13 protein-coding genes are annotated in these 16,497 nt (G+C 68.3%); 4 read left to right on the forward strand and 9 right to left on the reverse strand.

What is annotated here, in order from left to right; genetic code table 11:
* Positions 1 to 46: 46 nt before the first annotated feature.
* Entirely contained in the window at positions 47 to 1,141 is a 1,095-nt protein-coding gene (locus tag AC3RCC_RS14295; protein ID WP_452116499.1) for an ABC transporter ATP-binding protein, read from the reverse strand.
* Positions 1,142 to 1,295: 154 nt separating this feature from the next.
* Here AC3RCC_RS14295 and AC3RCC_RS14300 point away from each other — a divergent pair, with 154 nt between their 5' ends.
* On the forward strand, positions 1,296 to 1,964 hold the full coding sequence (locus AC3RCC_RS14300; RefSeq protein ID WP_492255680.1) for a TetR/AcrR family transcriptional regulator: 669 nt from the start codon (positions 1,296 to 1,298) through the stop codon (positions 1,962 to 1,964).
* Here AC3RCC_RS14300 and AC3RCC_RS14305 read toward each other — a convergent pair.
* Both AC3RCC_RS14305 and AC3RCC_RS14310 read right to left on the reverse strand, forming a co-directional pair.
* Positions 1,954 to 3,432 (reverse strand): NAD-dependent succinate-semialdehyde dehydrogenase, encoded by a 1,479-nt coding sequence (locus AC3RCC_RS14305; RefSeq protein ID WP_492255681.1) that lies wholly within the window; start codon positions 3,430 to 3,432, stop codon positions 1,954 to 1,956. The genes AC3RCC_RS14300 and AC3RCC_RS14305 overlap by 11 nt on opposite strands.
* Before the next feature lie 4 nt (positions 3,433 to 3,436).
* Complete coding sequence (locus AC3RCC_RS14310; protein ID WP_492255682.1) at positions 3,437 to 4,717, reverse strand: 4-aminobutyrate--2-oxoglutarate transaminase; 1,281 nt, start codon at positions 4,715 to 4,717, stop codon at positions 3,437 to 3,439.
* Between the two features lie 294 nt (positions 4,718 to 5,011).
* Here AC3RCC_RS14310 and AC3RCC_RS14315 point away from each other — a divergent pair, with 294 nt between their 5' ends.
* Positions 5,012 to 5,794, forward strand: a complete 783-nt coding sequence (locus AC3RCC_RS14315) for a cupin domain-containing protein (RefSeq protein WP_492255683.1) — start codon at positions 5,012 to 5,014, stop codon at positions 5,792 to 5,794.
* Between the two features lie 181 nt (positions 5,795 to 5,975).
* Positions 5,976 to 6,239 carry a hypothetical protein gene (locus AC3RCC_RS14320; RefSeq protein WP_492255684.1) on the forward strand — a complete coding sequence of 88 codons (264 nt, stop codon included), beginning with the start codon at positions 5,976 to 5,978 and terminating at the stop codon, positions 6,237 to 6,239.
* A 129-nt stretch (positions 6,240 to 6,368) separates the two neighbouring features.
* Here the strand turns inward: AC3RCC_RS14320 and AC3RCC_RS14325 are convergent, their stop codons facing one another.
* The 6 genes from AC3RCC_RS14325 to AC3RCC_RS14350 form a co-directional block, all read right to left on the reverse strand.
* Positions 6,369 to 9,233 carry an NHLP bacteriocin export ABC transporter permease/ATPase subunit gene (locus tag AC3RCC_RS14325; RefSeq protein WP_492255685.1) on the reverse strand — a complete coding sequence of 955 codons (2,865 nt, stop codon included), beginning with the start codon at positions 9,231 to 9,233 and terminating at the stop codon, positions 6,369 to 6,371.
* Entirely contained in the window at positions 9,223 to 11,424 is a 2,202-nt protein-coding gene (locus AC3RCC_RS14330; RefSeq protein WP_492255686.1) for an NHLP family bacteriocin export ABC transporter peptidase/permease/ATPase subunit, read from the reverse strand. The genes AC3RCC_RS14325 and AC3RCC_RS14330 overlap by 11 nt, the downstream gene beginning before the upstream one ends.
* Before the next feature lie 12 nt (positions 11,425 to 11,436).
* The gene (locus AC3RCC_RS14335; RefSeq protein WP_452116058.1) at positions 11,437 to 12,723 is read right to left on the reverse strand and encodes an NHLP bacteriocin system secretion protein; all 1,287 of its coding nucleotides are present in this window, start codon (positions 12,721 to 12,723) and stop codon (positions 11,437 to 11,439) included.
* Between the two features lie 158 nt (positions 12,724 to 12,881).
* The gene (locus tag AC3RCC_RS14340; protein ID WP_492255687.1) at positions 12,882 to 13,112 is read right to left on the reverse strand and encodes a hypothetical protein; all 231 of its coding nucleotides are present in this window, start codon (positions 13,110 to 13,112) and stop codon (positions 12,882 to 12,884) included.
* A 221-nt stretch (positions 13,113 to 13,333) separates the two neighbouring features.
* Positions 13,334 to 13,999: a thiaminase II gene (gene tenA / locus AC3RCC_RS14345; protein ID WP_492255688.1), complete on the reverse strand. Its 666-nt coding sequence runs from the start codon at positions 13,997 to 13,999 to the stop codon at positions 13,334 to 13,336.
* A gap of 95 nt (positions 14,000 to 14,094) precedes the next feature.
* The gene (locus tag AC3RCC_RS14350) at positions 14,095 to 15,009 is read right to left on the reverse strand and encodes a MerR family transcriptional regulator (RefSeq protein ID WP_492255689.1); all 915 of its coding nucleotides are present in this window, start codon (positions 15,007 to 15,009) and stop codon (positions 14,095 to 14,097) included.
* 186 nt (positions 15,010 to 15,195) lie between these two features.
* Between AC3RCC_RS14350 and AC3RCC_RS14355 the strand changes: the two genes are divergently transcribed.
* Positions 15,196 to 16,455 (forward strand): GGDEF domain-containing protein, encoded by a 1,260-nt coding sequence (locus tag AC3RCC_RS14355; protein ID WP_492255690.1) that lies wholly within the window; start codon positions 15,196 to 15,198, stop codon positions 16,453 to 16,455.
* Positions 16,456 to 16,497: the final 42 nt, after the last annotated feature.

Here is a 16,497-nt window from a genome sequence, read left to right on the forward strand (position 1 = left end):
TTCGTTGATGATGAAGATGAGGCTTTCCGGTCGTTAGGTCCGGCCGCTAAGCCTCCTGGACCTCCATCCCCGCCCGCGCACTCCAGCCCAGTTCGAGAGATTGCCCGACTTCCGGAGCATTGCCGGCAGTCCAGGCCGGCAAGGAGACGCTGATCGGGCCGCAGCCCGCGGTGTCGACGAGGACGCGGAACTCCGAACCGAAATAGTTCCACTCCCTGACGACGCCGCTCAGCCGGTTGTCGCTTTCGGTACCGGGGGCGACGATGGAGAGCTTTTCCGGCCGCAGCGCGACCGTGACCTTCGAGCCGATGCCCGGCTTGGCGTCGCGGGCCTTCTGCACGAAGCGCACGCCGTCCCCGGAGAATACGAAACCGTCCCCGACATGGGACTCGACCTTGCCGCGCACGAAATTGCTCTTGCCGAGGAAGTCGGCGACGAAGGCCGTGCGGGGCCGATCATAGAGCTCGCTCGGTGTGCCCTGCTCGACCAGTCGCCCGTCGCTCATCACGACGATGCGGTCAGACATGGACAGCGCCTCGTCCTGGTCATGGGTGACATAGATGAAGCTCAGGCCGACCTTGCGGTGCAGGCGCTTCAGCTCCTCCTGGAGTTCGGCGCGCAGCTTCTTGTCGAGCGCGCTCAAAGGCTCGTCGAGCAGGAGAAGGTGAGGGGTGAAGACGAGCGCACGAGCGAGGGCGACGCGCTGCTGCTGCCCGCCCGAGAGCTGGCGCGGCAGGCGCTCGCTCTGGGTCGTCAGCTTGACTAACTCGAGTGCCGCCTTGACCTTTTCCTCGATCTCGGCGCGCGGGCGCCGGCGCACTTTCAGCGGAAAGGCGACGTTGTCGAAGACCGACAGATGCGGGAACAGCGCATAGCCCTGAAAGACCATGCCGAAATTGCGCGACTCCGGCGGCAGATGCGTGATCGGTTGCTTGTCGAGGTGGATGCTACCTTGGTCGGGCTGCACAAATCCCGCAATCATCATCAACAAGGTGGTCTTCCCGGAACCGGAAGGACCTAGCATCGTAAGAAATTCACCGCCCTTGATGTCTAGCGAGACGTCTTTGACAGCTTTGAATGTTCCGAATGTCTTCGAGACACCAGATATCGACAGGTCATGACCTGGAATCGTTGCCGTCATTGTCAAGGCAGCCCCTCTGTTATATTTATTTCGACCTTGGCTGTCTGGTCGAACGATTGTGGAGCTTAGCTGCCTTAAAATCAGAGTCAACTATAAAAAAAGAGCCCACTCTAAATTTTTTTGAGCTAGGCTCGTGCGGGAACAGGAGGGCGTTTTGGCCAGCAAAGTGATCGGACTGAGAGAGCGCAACCGGCAGCACCGCATCGGGCTCATTCTGGGCGCGGCCTCTCGCCTGTTCGCGCAGAGCGGCTATGACAGCACGCGGATCGAGGAGATCGCCGAGGCTGCCGAGGTCGCGCCGGCGACGGTCTATAACTACTTCACCAACAAGGCGAACATCCTGACCGCGCTGGCCGCGCGGCATGCCTACAGCTCCTGGGCCGAGCGTAGCGCCTTCGTGCAGAAGCCGCCGGGCGATCCCATGGAGGCCGTGCAGGGCTTCGAGCGTCTGCTCGCCGACCAGGCGATGCGCACGCTCGGCCGGGAATGCTGGCGGGTCATTCTGTCCGCGCCCTATCTCCAGCCCGGCAGCCGTCTCCACCGCGCCGGGATCATCTTCGGCTGGCTGATCGAACGGCACTATCGGCGCATGCTGCGTACCTTCAAGGAGCGCGACCAGCTCGATGCCGATGTCGACATCAGGGCGCTGGCCGAACTGATCACCGCGATCGGCACCTATCATTTCGGCCGCTTCATCTCGGACGAGACCATGACGCTCGACGCGCTCAAGCACGAGATCGAGAAGCATGTCCTGATCATCTTTCTCGGCGTCGTGCCCAGGCAGGCGCGCCCGGACGCTCCGGGCGTGCTAGCTAGACACTGAGGCAGAGGTATTTGATCTCGAGATAGTCCTCGATGCCGTATTTCGAGCCCTCGCGGCCGAGACCCGATTGCTTGATGCCGCCGAAAGGCGCGACTTCGGTCGAGATCAGCCCGGTGTTGATGCCGACCATGCCGTATTCCAGTGCCTCGGCGACGCGGAAGATCTTCGAAACGTCGCGCGAATAGAGATAGGAGGCGAGGCCGAACTCGGTGTTGTTGGCCATCGCCACCACCTCCGCGACGGTCTCGAAGCGGAACAGGGGGGCGACCGGACCGAAGGTCTCCTCGCGCGCGACCTTCATCGCGGCGGTGGCGCCGGTCAGCACGGTCGGCTCGAAATAGAGGCCGCCGTGCTGGTCGCGCCTGCCGCCGGTCAGCACCTGCGCGCCTTGCGCGGTCGCGTCGGCGATGTGCTCCTCCACCTTGGCCAGCGCCTTGTCCGAGATGAGCGGGCCGGCGAGCGCGCCCGCCTCGAAACCGTCGCCGACCTTGATCAGTCTGACGCGCGCGGCGAGTTTCTCGGCGAAGGCGTCGTAAACTCCGGCCTGGACATAGAGGCGGTTGGCACAGACGCAGGTCTGGCCGTTATTGCGGTATTTCGAGACGATCGCGCCTTCGACGGCAGCGTCGAGATCGGCATCGTCGAAGACGATGAAGGGGGCATTGCCGCCGAGCTCGAGCCCGAGCTTGAGCACCTGGTCGGCGCCCTGCCGCATCAGGATCTTGCCGACATTGGTCGAGCCGGTGAAGGTCAGCTTGCGGATCTTCGGATTCTCGCAGAACTCGCGGCCGACAGCGACCGCATCGGTCGAGGGCAGCACGCTGAAGAGCCCGGCGGGCAGTCCGGCGCGCTCGGCGAGCACGGCGAGGGCGAGGGCCGAGAGCGGGGTTTCCGATGCCGGCTTGGCCACCATGGCGCAGCCGGCCGCGAGGGCCGGCGCCAGCTTTCGTGCCAGCATCGCGTTCGGAAAGTTCCAGGGCGTGATCGCCGCCACCACGCCGACGGGCTGCTTGACGACGATGATCCGCTTGTCGGGCTGGTGCCCGGGGATCGTGTCGCCATAGACCCGCTTGGCCTCCTCGCCGAACCACTCGACATAGGATGCGCCGTAGAGGACCTCGCCTTTGGCTTCGGCCAGCGGCTTGCCCATCTCCGCGGTGAGGATCGCCGCGAGATCGTCGGCATTGGCGACGATCAGGTCGAACAGCCGGCGCAGGATCGCCGCCCGGTCCTTGCCGGTGCGAGCGGCCCAGTCCTTCTGTGCCTCCTGCGCCGCGTCGATGGCGGCCGACGCCTCGGCCCGGTTCAGGTCCGGCAGCGTCGCCAGGACCTCGCCTGTCGAGGGGTTGGTAACGTTGAAAGTCCGTCCGGTTGCCGCCGCGTCGACCGGCCGGCCGGCGACGAAGCCGCATTCGACGGCGAGCGAGGTATCCTTGAGCCGCGCGAGGAGGCTGGCCGCGATCGCCATCGTCTCAGGCCTCCGCAGCGCATTCGCGCAGGCTGTCCTCGAGGATGTCGAGCGCCTCGGAGAAGGTCTCGTCGCTGATCGTCAGCGGCGACAGGAAGCGGATGACATTGCCGTAGACGCCGCAGTTCAGCAGGATCAGGCCCTTTTCGAGCGCGCGGGCGCGGACCCGATTGGTGAAGTCGGGGGCGGGGGTCTTCGTGCCGGGCAAGGTGAACTCGACCGCGTTCATGAAGCCGGGGCCGCGGATGTCGGCGATCTGCGGTATGTCGGCGGTCAGCGACTGCAGGCGCTGCTTGAGGCGGGCGCCGAGCTGCTCGGCCCGGGCGCAGAGCCCTTCTTCGGCGATGACGTCGAGCACGGCATGGGCCGCAGCGATGCCGATCGGGTTGCCGCCATAGGTTCCGCCGAGGCCGCCGACACCGGGGGCGTCCATGATTTCGGCGCGTCCGGTCACGGCTGCGATCGGGAAGCCCCCGCCGAGGCCCTTTGCCATGGTGGTGATGTCGGCGACCACGCCGGTGCGCTCCATCGCGAACATCCGGCCGGTCCGGGCGAAGCCGGTCTGCACCTCGTCGGCGATCAGCAGGATGCCATGCTGGTCGGCCAGCGCCCGCAGGGCCGCCATGAAGGCGCGCGGCGCCTCGTAGAATCCGCCTTCGCCCTGGATCGGCTCGATGATGAACGCCGCGACGCGCGACGGATCGACATCGGCCTTGAACAGCCGGTCGAGCGCGGCCAGCGAAGCCTCGGCGGTGACGCCGTGCAGCTCGACCGGGAAGGGGATGTGGTAGACCTCCGGCATCATCGGGCCGAAACCGACCTTGTAGGGCGCCACCTTGCCGGTCATCGACATGCCCATGAAGGTCCGGCCGTGGAAGCCGCCGGCGAAGGCGATGACGGCCGAGCGGCCGGTGGCGGCGCGGGCGATCTTCACCGCGTTCTCGGTCGCCTCGGCACCGGTGGTGACGAAGATGGTCTTCTTGGCGAAGTCGCCTGGGACCGCCTCGTTCAGCCGCTCGGCCAGGGCGACATAATTCTCATAGGGCACGACCTGGTGGCAGGTGTGGGTGAAGCGCTCGAGCTGGGCCTGCACCGCCGCGATCACCCTTGGATGGCGGTGGCCGGTGTTCACCACGGCGATGCCGGCGGCGAAGTCGATATAGCGCTTGCCTTCGGCGTCCCAGAGCTCGGCGTTCTGCGCCCTGTCGGCATAGATCTGCGTGGCGACGCCGACGCCGCGCGAGACGGCCGCAGCCCGGCGGGCTTCGATGGCGGAATTGGACATTGCTTGCTCCCCTCGGATGGCCGTGCCTGTGCCGGCAACTCTTCGGATATTTTCTTGCAGTTTTTCTGCAAGAAAACAAGATGGCCGCGAGACGCTTTCCTGCCTAGATCCTCGCGCGTCCTATCGGACGCGAAGTGACGATCTAGCTCCTTGTTTTAGCATCGGATTTTTCCGAAAAGTGGATTCCACTTTTCGGCCCGATGCTCTAGGTTTTCGCGTGATCGCCGTGACGATCGGCGCAGCCTGGGACCGGATGTGGAGCCTGTTCGATTTCGCATTACCGAGGCGGCCCGCATGGCGGGTGTCTCGGCCTCGACCTTGCGGCTCTGGGAAGCGCAAGGGCTGATCGAGCCGATCCGGACCGCCTCGGGACAGCGGCTCTACAGCCGCGAGCAGCTCGACCGGCTGCAGGAGATCGCCTGGTTGCGGCGCGAGAAGGGCCTCAACCCGCCGGCGATCGCCGATCGCCTGCGCCGGGAGGATGCCCCCGAGCCGCCGGCGGGGGTGGCGGCTGCGGAGGCGTCAGCGCCGGAGGTTCCGGTCGGGCTGAAGATGCGGCGGCTGCGCCAGGCGGCGCATGAGACGCTGGAAGATGTTGCCCAGGCGACGGCGATTCCGGTCTCGGTGCTCTCGACCTTCGAGCGGACCTCGCTCGGCCTGTCCTTCAAGGCCCTGCACGAGCTCGCCCGTCATTTCGGCACGACTGTCGCGGCGATCAGCGGGCAGGAGGATTACGACCAGCGCGAATCCCTGGTGCGCTCCGGTGCCTGGGCGACATGGCCGCCGACCTCGCCCGGCGTGACCGTGCAGGCACTGGCGCGCGGCCAGACGCTGATGGAATGTCATCGCTTCCAGCTCGCCCCGGGCGCTTCGAGCGAAGGCACCTATGAGCATGAGGGCGAGGAGTTCCTGCACGTCCTCACGGGCAGCCTGGAGATCGTTCTCGACGGGGACAAATTCTTCGTCCTCGAAGCCGGGGACAGCTTCTATTTCGAAAGCCGCAGGCCTCATGCCTGGCGCAACGCCTGCGGGCAGGAAACCGTGGTGATCTGGATCAACACGCCGTCGAGCTTCTGATCGGGAGGTTCAGCCGCGCTGGCGTCGGGTTTGGGGGGCGCCGGCGCTGGCACGGGCTGGAATGCAGCCGCGTTGCGGGGTCTGACGAACAGTAAGGTTGGTGTAAGGCGGGCCGGCATAAGGTCCTCTCACGGAACGAGCCGGCCGCGACGGTCGGATGGATGGAGAGAGGAAGAAGCCGATGACCAAGCAGGACCTGAACAACATCGCCCTGACCGACGAAGAGCTCGAGGCCGCGGCCGGCGGCGCCGGCCAGTGGGTTCCCCCCAGCCGCGGTGAGTGGTGGGTCTGGAAGGAGAGCCACTCCTCCTTCACCGGCAATCCCGCCAACTTCCATGCGACGGCCAGCAGCGGCGGCGGCAACGTGCGCAGCGAGGTGATCGACGGCAAGCGCCACTTCATCAAGTTCGACGGCACCAAGGAGGTCACCGTCGCCATCCGCTGATACGGTCGAGTTTGTTCTTTGATCGCCCGGCTCCCCAGGGAGCCGGGCGATTATGTTTCGAGAAGGAGCGGCGTCGCCGCTACTGCGTTGGCGGACCCGGCCGGCCAGCCGCTCCGTGAGCGCCGTCCATCAAGCGATCTGGCGGCGGATCAGCTCGGCGAAGACGCCACCGGAGGCGGCCAGCGTCTCGTAGTCGCCCTGCTCGACGATGCGGCCTTCCGACAGCACATAGATCAGGTCGGCATCGCGCACAGTGCTCAAGCGATGGGCGATCACCACTCGGGTTACGTTCATCTGCGCCAGCGTTGCCATGACATGGGCCTGGGTCGCATTGTCGAGCGCGCTCGTCGCCTCGTCGAGCAGCATGATCCGCGGCCGCCTCGCTATGGCGCGGGCGAGCAGAAGCCGCTGGCGCTGACCGCCGGACAGGGTGGCGCCGGCGTCGTCGACATAGGTGTGCAGTCCCATCGGCATCGCCGCGATGTCGGGACCGAGCCCGGCCAGGCTCGCCGCCTCGAAGGCGGTCTCCAGGCTCAGCGGCGCCGTCCCGGCGATGTTGTGATAGAGGCTGCCGGCCTCGATGCGGCTGTGCTGCAGCACGACGCCGAGCTGGCGCCGGACGGCGCCGCGGTCGAGATCGCGCAGATCATGGCCGTCGAGCAGCACCGCGCCGCTATCGGGTTGCTCGAAGCCGAGGAGCAGCCGCAGCAGCGAGGATTTGCCGGAGCCGGAGGGGCCGACCAGGGCGACGAAGGCGCCGGCCGGGATGCGCAGCGAGACGTCCGAGAGCGCGCTCTGCCCGCCGGGGTAGCTGAAGCTGACGCGCGACGCCTCGATCTCGCCATGCAGGGTTCCGGGGTGGATGCTGCCGGCGCCGTCCTCGGTCGGCTCGGCCAGGATCGGCCGGGCGCGCTCCCACAGGGGCAGCACCGTCGCCAGCGCCGGGATCAGTCCCGCGAGCGAGAGGATGGCCGAGACGAACTGGCCGGAGACGCCGGAATAGGTGACGTAGTCGCCGAGCGTCATTTTGACGCCGCCCAGGCCGACGAGGCCGATCAGCGCCGCCATGACGAGGATGTTCCAGCCTGCGCCGAAGGCGCCTACCGCGCTGCCGACCACATTCGCCCGGAAGTTCACCGCCTGGTCCACGGCGAAAAGATGCATCCAGCGCGCCAGGAAGCGGTTCTCGGCGGCGGCGACGCGCAGCTTCGAGATGCCCTGGAAGATCTGCACGGTCAGCGTCTGCATCGCCCCGCCATTGGCGAGGGCGCGCCGCTGCAATTGCAGCTCGAACAGGGTCATGCCGACGAGGATCACGAGCTGGACGGCGCAGACCGCGAGCGCGAGCAGAGCTGGCTTCAGCCCGTAGCTCAGCAGCACGACGAGATTGACCGAGGAGAACAGCACGCCGAGCAGGGCCGTGATGCTGGCGACGCCGACGGTCCGGCGGATCTGGTTCACCGCATCGGCGCGCAAGGCGAGGTCGCCGGCGCCGTAGCGGCGGAAGAAGCCGGGCGAGAGCCGCAGCAGCCGGCTCCACAGAGCCCCTTCGACGGCCGAGCCGAGCACGGATTCGACGCGCAGCACGGCGAGGCCGCGCACCAGCTCGAAACCCATCACCCCGAACGCGACCGCGACCATCACCAGGATGAGCTGCAGAATCTCGCTGCGCACCCCGTCGGGGATGACCGATTGCACCAGCATGCCGGACAGGAACGGCGTCGCCATGGCGAGCAGGCCGGCGGCGAGGCTTGCCAGCGCGATCAGCGCCATTTCCCCGCGCACGATCGCGAAGACGAAGGCGGCGAGTGCCCGGCCGGGTCGCTGTTCGCTGCCGGAGAAGCCGCGATAGAGCACATGGGCATGCGGGGTCAGCGAGGCCGCGACGCCGTTGTCGACCCTGATGCGTTCGCCGCTGCCGGGGCGCACCATCCGCCAGCCGCTGCGTGCCGGCAGGAGTGCGACCGGCGTGCCGTCGCGCAATTGCCCGATCATCGCCTCGCCGGCCTGGCGCCACCAGCCCTCTTGCAGCTTGAGTTCGCGCGACCTCAGACCGGCCTTGGCGGTGTAGAGCGCGAGTGCGTCGCCGTTCTCGCCGATCGAGCGCAGGCGGTCGAAATCGGCCGGCAGCCTGACGCCCATCGCGCGGGCGACCGCACGAACCGCCGCCGCGAGCGGCGGTTCGGCTCCGGGGCCTTCCCGAGCCGTACGCGGTGCGGTTCGCCCCGCGACCCTCGCCATCGCTGCCGATAGCGCCGCTGCATCCGTGTCGGCGACCGTCGCGACATGCTGGCCGAGGGCGGCCATCCTGCCGTCGAACCAGGCCTGCAGCAGCCGGCCGAGTGCATCGTTGAAGCCAGTGAGCGCGGCGAGGAGGGAGCCTTCACGGGCCAGCGCGGCGCTGTCGAACACCTGGATCTCGCTTGCCCGCTCGGCCTGGAGCGGCGCGCCGCGCAGCACGGCGACCGGGAGATCCCGTGGATCGCCACTTCGTCCCCAGATATTGGCGCAGGCGCCGGTTCGTGTCCGGTACCAGAGCAGGGCCTGCGAGCCGCCGGGGAAGGCGGTGTCTCCTGCCGCAAGGCTGTGAAGCCCAGGCTCCAGCCGGTGCGGGGCCAAGCCGTCGGCAGCACCGGCATGTGCCGGAAGCTCCGCCAGATGCCGTGCGTGTTCGGCCATCACGGCGATCCAGGACTCGGCGGAGCGCGCAAAGACGTCAGCCTTTCCAGCCAGATCGGGGAGGGCGATCGTCTCGATCTCTGTGCCGGCCTGAGGGATCAGGACGAGGTGCACGCTCCGGGCCGCCAGGCCGAAGGCGGCAGCGCCGGCGCCGAGCGTCGCGACATGGCGCAGGCTCCCGGCCTGGCCCTGCTGTGCGACGAAGAGGTCGGCGCCCGCGCCGGCGAGCCGGTAGGCGAAGCCCTCCTCGCAGGCGATACGGGTTGCAGCCTGCTCGCTTGCTGCCGCGGCGCTTTCGAGCACTTCACTCTGCACGGACGAGCTCCGCATAGCGGCCCGCGGCCGCGATCAGCGCCCGATGCGTGCCGCGTTCGACGATCCGGCCGTGGTCGAGCACGATGATCTCGTCGCAATCGCGTACCGTGCTCAGCCGATGCGATATCACCAACGCACTGACGCCGCGCCGGCGCAGATTGGCGAAGACCTCCGCCTCGGTGACGGGGTCGAGCGCCGAGGTCGCCTCGTCGAGGACCAATATGGCCGGGTCGGTGGCGAGGGCGCGGGCGAGCTCCAGGCGCTGGCGCTGGCCGCCGGAGAAATTGAGCCCGCCCTCGGCGACATCGGCGCCATATTGGCCGCGCCGGCGCACGATCTCCTCGTGGACGCCGGCGTCGCGCGCCGCCGCGATGATCCGGGCATCGTCGAGCGAGCCGTCCCAGAGCGCGATGTTGTCGCGGATCGTGCCCTCGAACAGCACGACGTCCTGCTCGACATAGCTGAGCGAGCCCGCGAGCACGCGGCGTGGCACGTCGCCGGCTGCCGTGCCGTCGAAGGTGATGCTGCCTGCGGCCGGTTGCAGCAGCCCTGCGACCAGCCGCGCCAGGGTCGACTTGCCGCTGCCGGAGCCGCCGACCACCGCGACCCATTGGCCAGGCGCGATGGAAAGGTCTAGCGCCTCGATCAGCCCGGCCTGGCCGGGATAGGCGAAACCGAGTCCGCGGATATCGATCCGGCCCGAGAGCCGGGCCTGCCGCGCCGGCCAGTTTTCGGAGACCGCTGCGTCGCCTTGCAGGCGGGAGGCCGGCGCATGGCGCATCGTGTCCTGCACGCGCTCGAGGTCGCCGCGCAGCTCCTGCAGGCCAGCGACGGCGCCGACGAGCGATTGGACCGGGGTGTGGAAGGCCTGGAGCACGGCGAGGAAGGCGATCAGCGTGCCGACCGTCATCTCGCCATCCATCACCTTCAGCGCGCCCCAGCCGAGCAGGGCGGCATAGGACAGGCTCTTGATCACCGAGGGCGCCAGGGTGAGGAAGAGCGTCGAACGCTCCAGCGCCTGCATCATGTTGAGCAATTGCGCCTGCGCGCCCATCAGCCGGGCGAAGAAGGCGTCCTCGGCGCCCGACGCCTTGATCGTCTCGATCGACTGGATGCCGCCGAGCGCGACGCTGGCCAGGCGCGAGCGCTGGACCACCACGCGCCTGACGCCCTCGACCCGGATGCGGGTGATGAAGGCGATCGCCGCGATGTCCGCCGTCGCGAAGGCGAAGCAGGCGAGCGCCATCGGCACGTCGTAGACCATCATGATGGCGGCGCTGATCAGCGCGCCCATGATGCTGAAGAGCGCCGAGGAGATCGAGACCACGGCGCTGTGCGACAGGCGGCGCGCCGCCTCCATGCGCGAGGCGATGTCGCCGACATGGCGCTGCACGAAGAAGCCGATCGGCAGCCGCAGCATATGCGCCATCAGGCCTATGGCCGATTGCGTGCCGAGCCGCCGCTGCAGCCGGGCCAGCACCAGACCGTGCAGCCAGGACAGCAGCATCGAGAGCAGGGCCGAGCCGATCAGCGCGACCAGCAGCGGGCGTAGCCAGCTCGTCGCGTGCTGGACCATGATGTTGTCGGCGAAGATCTTGCCGGCGGCCGGCACGAAGATCGGCGGCAGCACGTTGCAGAGCGCGATGATGCCGAGGAAGCCGAGCGCGGCGCGGGTCTCGCCGCCCTTGGGCAGCAGCGCGCGCAGCAGGCGCGGCCGCTCGCCGGCCGGCTCGAAGGCGGGCGTGGGCGCGAAGGTCAAGAGGATGCCGGTGAAGGCACCGTCGAACTCGGCTGCATCGATGCTGCGCCGGCCATGGGCGGGATCGTTGATCTGGACGCGTCCGCGCGAGACGCCCTCGATCACGACGAAATGATTCATCTGCCAGAAGGCGATCGCCGGAAAACGATGCTGTGCCAGCGCCACCGGCTCGACGCGCCAGCCCTTGGCCTCCATGCCGAAGCTGCGTGCGGCGCGCAGCAGCGAGGCCGCGGTGGCACCGTCGCGCGTCACCTGGCAGGCCTCGCGCAATCGCTCCAGCGGCAGCCAGAGGCCGTGATAGGCCAGCACCATGCCGAGCGCAGCAGCGCCGCACTCGACCGCTTCCATCTGCAGCATGGTCGGCACGCGGCGGGGCCGGCCTGCATTCGGCAGGGGCGGCACGGCCGCGGCGATGGTCGCGCTCTCAGTCATGGCCGGGCGCCCTCACAGCCCGGTCCAGCGGCGCAATGCCGGAATGATCAGGGTGATCGGCGGCGCGCGCCGCACCGTGACGTTCGCCGTGAGCAGCAGGCCGCTGCTGAGCGGGATTTCCTGGCCGCGCTGCGAGGTCCAGGCATAGCCGCCTGTCTCGCCGGGCGCAGTCTCGAGCGTCGCCCGTACCTCGAACGGGGCGCCGTTGCGCGCCATCTGCCGTGCGAGATCCGGATTGCCGAGCCTCTCGGCGATCTCGGCCTGGCCCTCGGGCTGCGGCGAGATCGACACGACCTTGCCGACGACCATGCCGTATTCCTCGCGCGGCGCGATCGAGGGCGAGATCCGCACCTCCATGCCCGGCGCGAGGCGCTTGCCCATGTCGCCCGGTACGAAGAACAGGGCCTCCAGCCGCTCGCCGCCGGTCTCCAGCGTCATGATCCTTTGACCGGCGGTGACCAGGGCGTTCATCGTCACCGGCACCAGAGCTACGGTGCCGTCGCGCGGGGCACGGATCTCGTCGGCGAGCCTGCGGCTCAGCCTCGCCTGTTCGAGCTGTCCCCTGAGGTCGAGGATCTGGCGCTGGCTGGCCTCCAGCTCCTGATCGCGCGCGCCGCCCAAGGCGAGGATCGCTCCGTTCAGCGCAGCCAGTTCCGACTGGGTGCGTGACAGGCTGGAGCGCGCGCCGAACAGCCGCTCGCGAGCCTCCTGCACGCGGTCGGTGGTGCCGGCGCCGCGCGAGAACAGCATTTCGCGATTGGCGAGCGTTTCCTCCGCCTCGGCGATCCGGCGGCGCGAGAGGTCGACGGCCTCGTCGAGTTCCGCGCGGCGGCGCTGCTGCGCGACGGTCTCGGCGGCGACGCGAACCTCGTAGCGCTGGGTGATGGCGGTGCGATGGTCTTCGGCCTGGCCGATGCGTCGCTCCAGATCGGCGATGCGCGCATCCTCTTCAGGGGTGGTCAGCGAGGCCACGATCTGGCCCGCGGCGACCTTCTGGCCGGTCGGAACGAGCCCGTCGACCCAGCCCGATTTCGGGGCGTTGAGGCCGATGAAGACGCCGCCGCCGCGCACGAAGATACCCGGTCCCTCGACCGTCTCGCGATAGCGCGCGAAGCAGGCCCAGACGACGATGCCGATGCAGAGCGCCAGGCAGAGCAGGCCGGCGACCCATTCGACGCGGCCGACCACGCGCAATGGTGCGTGGAAATCCTCCGGCCGGTCGAGCTGTTGCAGGGATTGCTGCCGGAACAGGGTTCCGCCGGCTCGCTGCGGCGTCGGGGCTGAATGAACCTCTGACATCCGCAGCGATCCTGAACTCTCCGTATCCCGGCCAGATAAGCTGGCCAAACGTTGAGTATTCGCAAATGCCGGCAGTATTTCTGCCGCGTGGCCGCGGATTTGCTCTCGTGCCGGCAGCGCCGGCCCCGGAAGGGGCCGGTGCTCGCTCTATGGGGAGGTCAGGCGGCCTCGAGATGGCCGATGCCGTCCACCAGCATGTTGCAGCCGCGGCTGGCGAGACCCCACTGGCGGGTGACGACACCGGTCGCGGTGGTCAGGACGCCGCCCGTGGTAAGGGCGATGCCCAGGATCTTCTGGCCGAGGCCGGCGCCGGCCACGGTGTCGAGCTCGTCATCGGTCAGGGCGATGGAGGTTTCGCGGGCGGTGTCGAAGGCGTTGGTGGCGGTCATGGTCGGTTTCCTCTCGCTTCCGGCCGGCGACTGCTTCGTCCGGCCTGGCGAGAGGCATTTGACCGTCCTGCGCTTACATGGACCTTACAGCTCGCGGGCGGTGTCGGCGGGCGTGCGATCTTCCTTGTCGGACGCGTTTGCGGAGGAGCGAGCGCAGCGGTGGTCCGGGGCTCGCCCTTGGCGTGACGCGCGGCCGGGCAGGGGAACCCCGGCCGAGAATGTCACCTCGCCCCGTCCAGCCCCATCTGCCAGAAATCGGCTTCCAGCCGCGAGGCCTTGCCGAACAGTGCCGCGAGGTCGGCGAAGCGGCGTTCGGTCATGGCACGGGCGGCGAGCTCGTCGAGATGGCGGCGGGCATCGCGGGCGATGCTCTGGAAGGCCTCGCCGGCATATTCGCCGATCCATTCGCGATAGGGGTGGCTTTCGAGCGCCGGGCCGATCTCGGCGGCGAGCCGGGCGCCGATTTCGGCATAGCCGATGACACAGGGGGCGAGCGCGACATGCAGGTCGAGCAGGTCGCCGGACTGGCCACAATCGAGCACATAGCGGGTGTAGGCGACCGTCGCCTGGTGCTCCGGCGCCGCTTCGAGCTCCTCCGGCGACAGGCCCCAGCGGCCGCAGAGCCGGACATGCAGCTCCATTTCGAGGTCGAGGATCGCCGAGAGGCCGGCCTTGGCCGCCCTCATGTCGGCGAGCGTCCGGCTCTTATAGGTGGCGAGCGCATAGGCGCGCGCGAACTGGATCAGGAAGAGATAGTCCTGGGTGAGATAGGTCCGGAACGCCGCCTGCGGCAGCGAGCCTTCGCCCATCTGCCGCACGAAATCATGCTCGACATAAGTTGCCCAGTCTGCGGCGGCGGCAACTTTCAGCCTGTCGAAAATATCCATGTCGGCACCTCGTTTCCGGAGACGGAATCGCGCGCAGTCATAGCCAGCGCGCGGGCGCCACGGAAGCGCTGCGCCGGACGGGCCGCCTTGCGCGACTACAGCCTGAGCGCGGTCAGCGCCTCGTTGATCCACCACCATTCGCGCCCGGGCGCCGCCTCGCCGCGCAGGATCGCGAGCAGCTGCTGGTAGCGCAGCGATCGGTCATGGTGGCGACGGTACTGGTCGAGATGCCAGGCGCGGAAGGCTTCGTCCGGCTGGCGCTTCATCGCCTTGGCCGAGGCATCCAGCCAATCGCGCGCGATGGACAGGCCGGTCGCGGAGCTTGGAGCCTCGTCCTTCGCCATCGCCAGGCGGATGCTGGCAAGGATCCGCCCGGCGGCGGCATGATAGGCGGCCGGATCGAAATCCGCCGTCCACATCGAGGCGGAATCCGTTCTGGCGCTGGCGATGAGGGCCGGGTCGCTCAACATTGCCCGCAGTTCGGCGAAGGCGTCGATCTGCTCCGGCGAAGGGTCTTCCGGCAGCTCCGGGGTTCCGGCAGCCAGGGCTTCGCGCTTCCATTCGGGGCTGATCCCGTCCCCGGTGACCTCCTCGAAGAAGCGCTCGGTCAGAGCGCGCATATCGGCATTGGACAGCGAGGTCATGGTCCATAATCTCCTGATGTCGTCCGGGGAGGGCTCGGGGTGGCGCAGCGCGGCGCGCAGGGTCGCGGCGATGCGCCGCTTGCCGGCGATTTCTGCTTCGAGGGCCGACAGGCGCAGCGCCAGCAGTTCGACGAGCGAGGTCTTGCGCGCGAGCATGCCGCGGATCGCGGCGAGACTGGCGCCCATGGCACGCAGCGCCTGGATCAGTTCGAGCCGCGCCGCATCGGCATCCGAATAGACGCGGTAGTTCGCCATGGTCCGGCTGGCCGGCGGCAGCAGCCCCTTGTCGGAATAGAAGCGGATGCGTCGCACCGGCACGCCGCTGAGCCGGGAGAGTTCGCCGATCGTGTAGCGTTCGTCAGTCATGGCGATGTCGTAGCGTCTCCATCTGATGGAGGGTCAAGCGCTGCGCATCACTCGCCATGCAATGGTTCGAATGCGCGGCAAATGCGCAAGCGCTCCGAAACCTTCCGAGCCGAAATCGCGGGGGGCAGCCCGTTCGCCCGGCCGTCGTCAAGGTCCCTTTAGCTTGTCGTCGCCAGGATCGCGCAGGTGTCCAGCTTGCGAAAAAATCCCGATTTTGAGGCAGGCCCCCCGGCTGCGGAGGGGGCGACGGCGGAGCGGCCCGCCCAGGGGCGGCGCATCGACGGCCTGCATTTCGAGCCCAGGCTGGAGTGCGAATACCGGCTGCATATGCGCGCCGATCAGCGTACCAGCACGCTGGTCTGCCTGATCACGGCGCTGGGTATCTGGCTGATCTTCATCGGTCTCGATCTCTCGCGGCTCGACGGCTGGGCCGCGCTGGCCGAGGGCGACCACGAGGTCGCGCTCGCCATCCTGCTGCGGTTGGCGACGCTCGGGGTGCTGCTGATCCAGATCAGCATGCTGGCGACGCAGCGCCTGCCGCGCGCCTATCACCGACTTTCGATGCTGGCCCTCGCTCTGATCGGGGCGACCAGCACCTTCATCGCCAACATGTTCAAGCTGCGCGGGCTGCCCCAGGCCGACATCGCGCAGCTCGTCATCATCGCGGCGGTCTTCCTGCCGGTCGGTCTGACCTTCCTCCAGAGCTCCGGTGTCGCGCTCTTCATCGCCCTGTTCACAACGGCGCTCGGCTTCGTGATGCTGAGCGTGCCGGCTCATCTGAGCGAGCATGTCCGGCTTTCGATCCTCTTGTTCTTCGCCGTCTTCGTCGGCGGCGTCGGCGCCTGGCTGCGCGAGCGTGCCCAGCGCGACCAGTTCCTGCTGCGGCGCCTGCTGCAGGACCATGCCATGTCGGACCCGCTCACCGGCATCGCCAATCGCCGCGGCTTCGAGCAGCAGGCCGCCATGGCGCTGGAGCAGGCACGGCTCGACCAGGTCGCGGTGATGTTCGCCATCCTGGATGTCGACCATTTCAAGCGCTACAACGACCATTATGGCCATCATGCCGGCGACGAGACGCTCCGGCTGATCGCGCGCACCATCGCCGAGGCCGGTTGGCGGCCGCTGGACATAGCCGGGCGACTCGGCGGCGAGGAGTTCGGCCTGCTGCTCTATGACGCCGTGCCGGAAGAGAGCGTTCCGCGTCTCCAGGAACTCGTCGCGGCGATCGCGCAACTCGGGATCGAGCATGCGGCGTCGCCGACCGCCGACCATGTCACGGTGAGCCTCGGCGCGACGCTGTTCGACGGGCGCGAAAGCACGGCCGACCTGTACCGACGCGCCGATGCGGCGCTCTATGCCGCCAAGGCGCTCGGGCGCAATCGCGGCGAGTACATTCCCGCCGATGGGGCGGAAGCGCTGGTCGCGGAGCGGCGTCGCAGGGCCTGAGGGCCCGTCTTGCGCGCCGGTCTTGCGCGGATGCGCCTGTCT

It is taken from the genome of Allobosea sp. GW823-FHT01F03 (assembly GCF_058798075.1).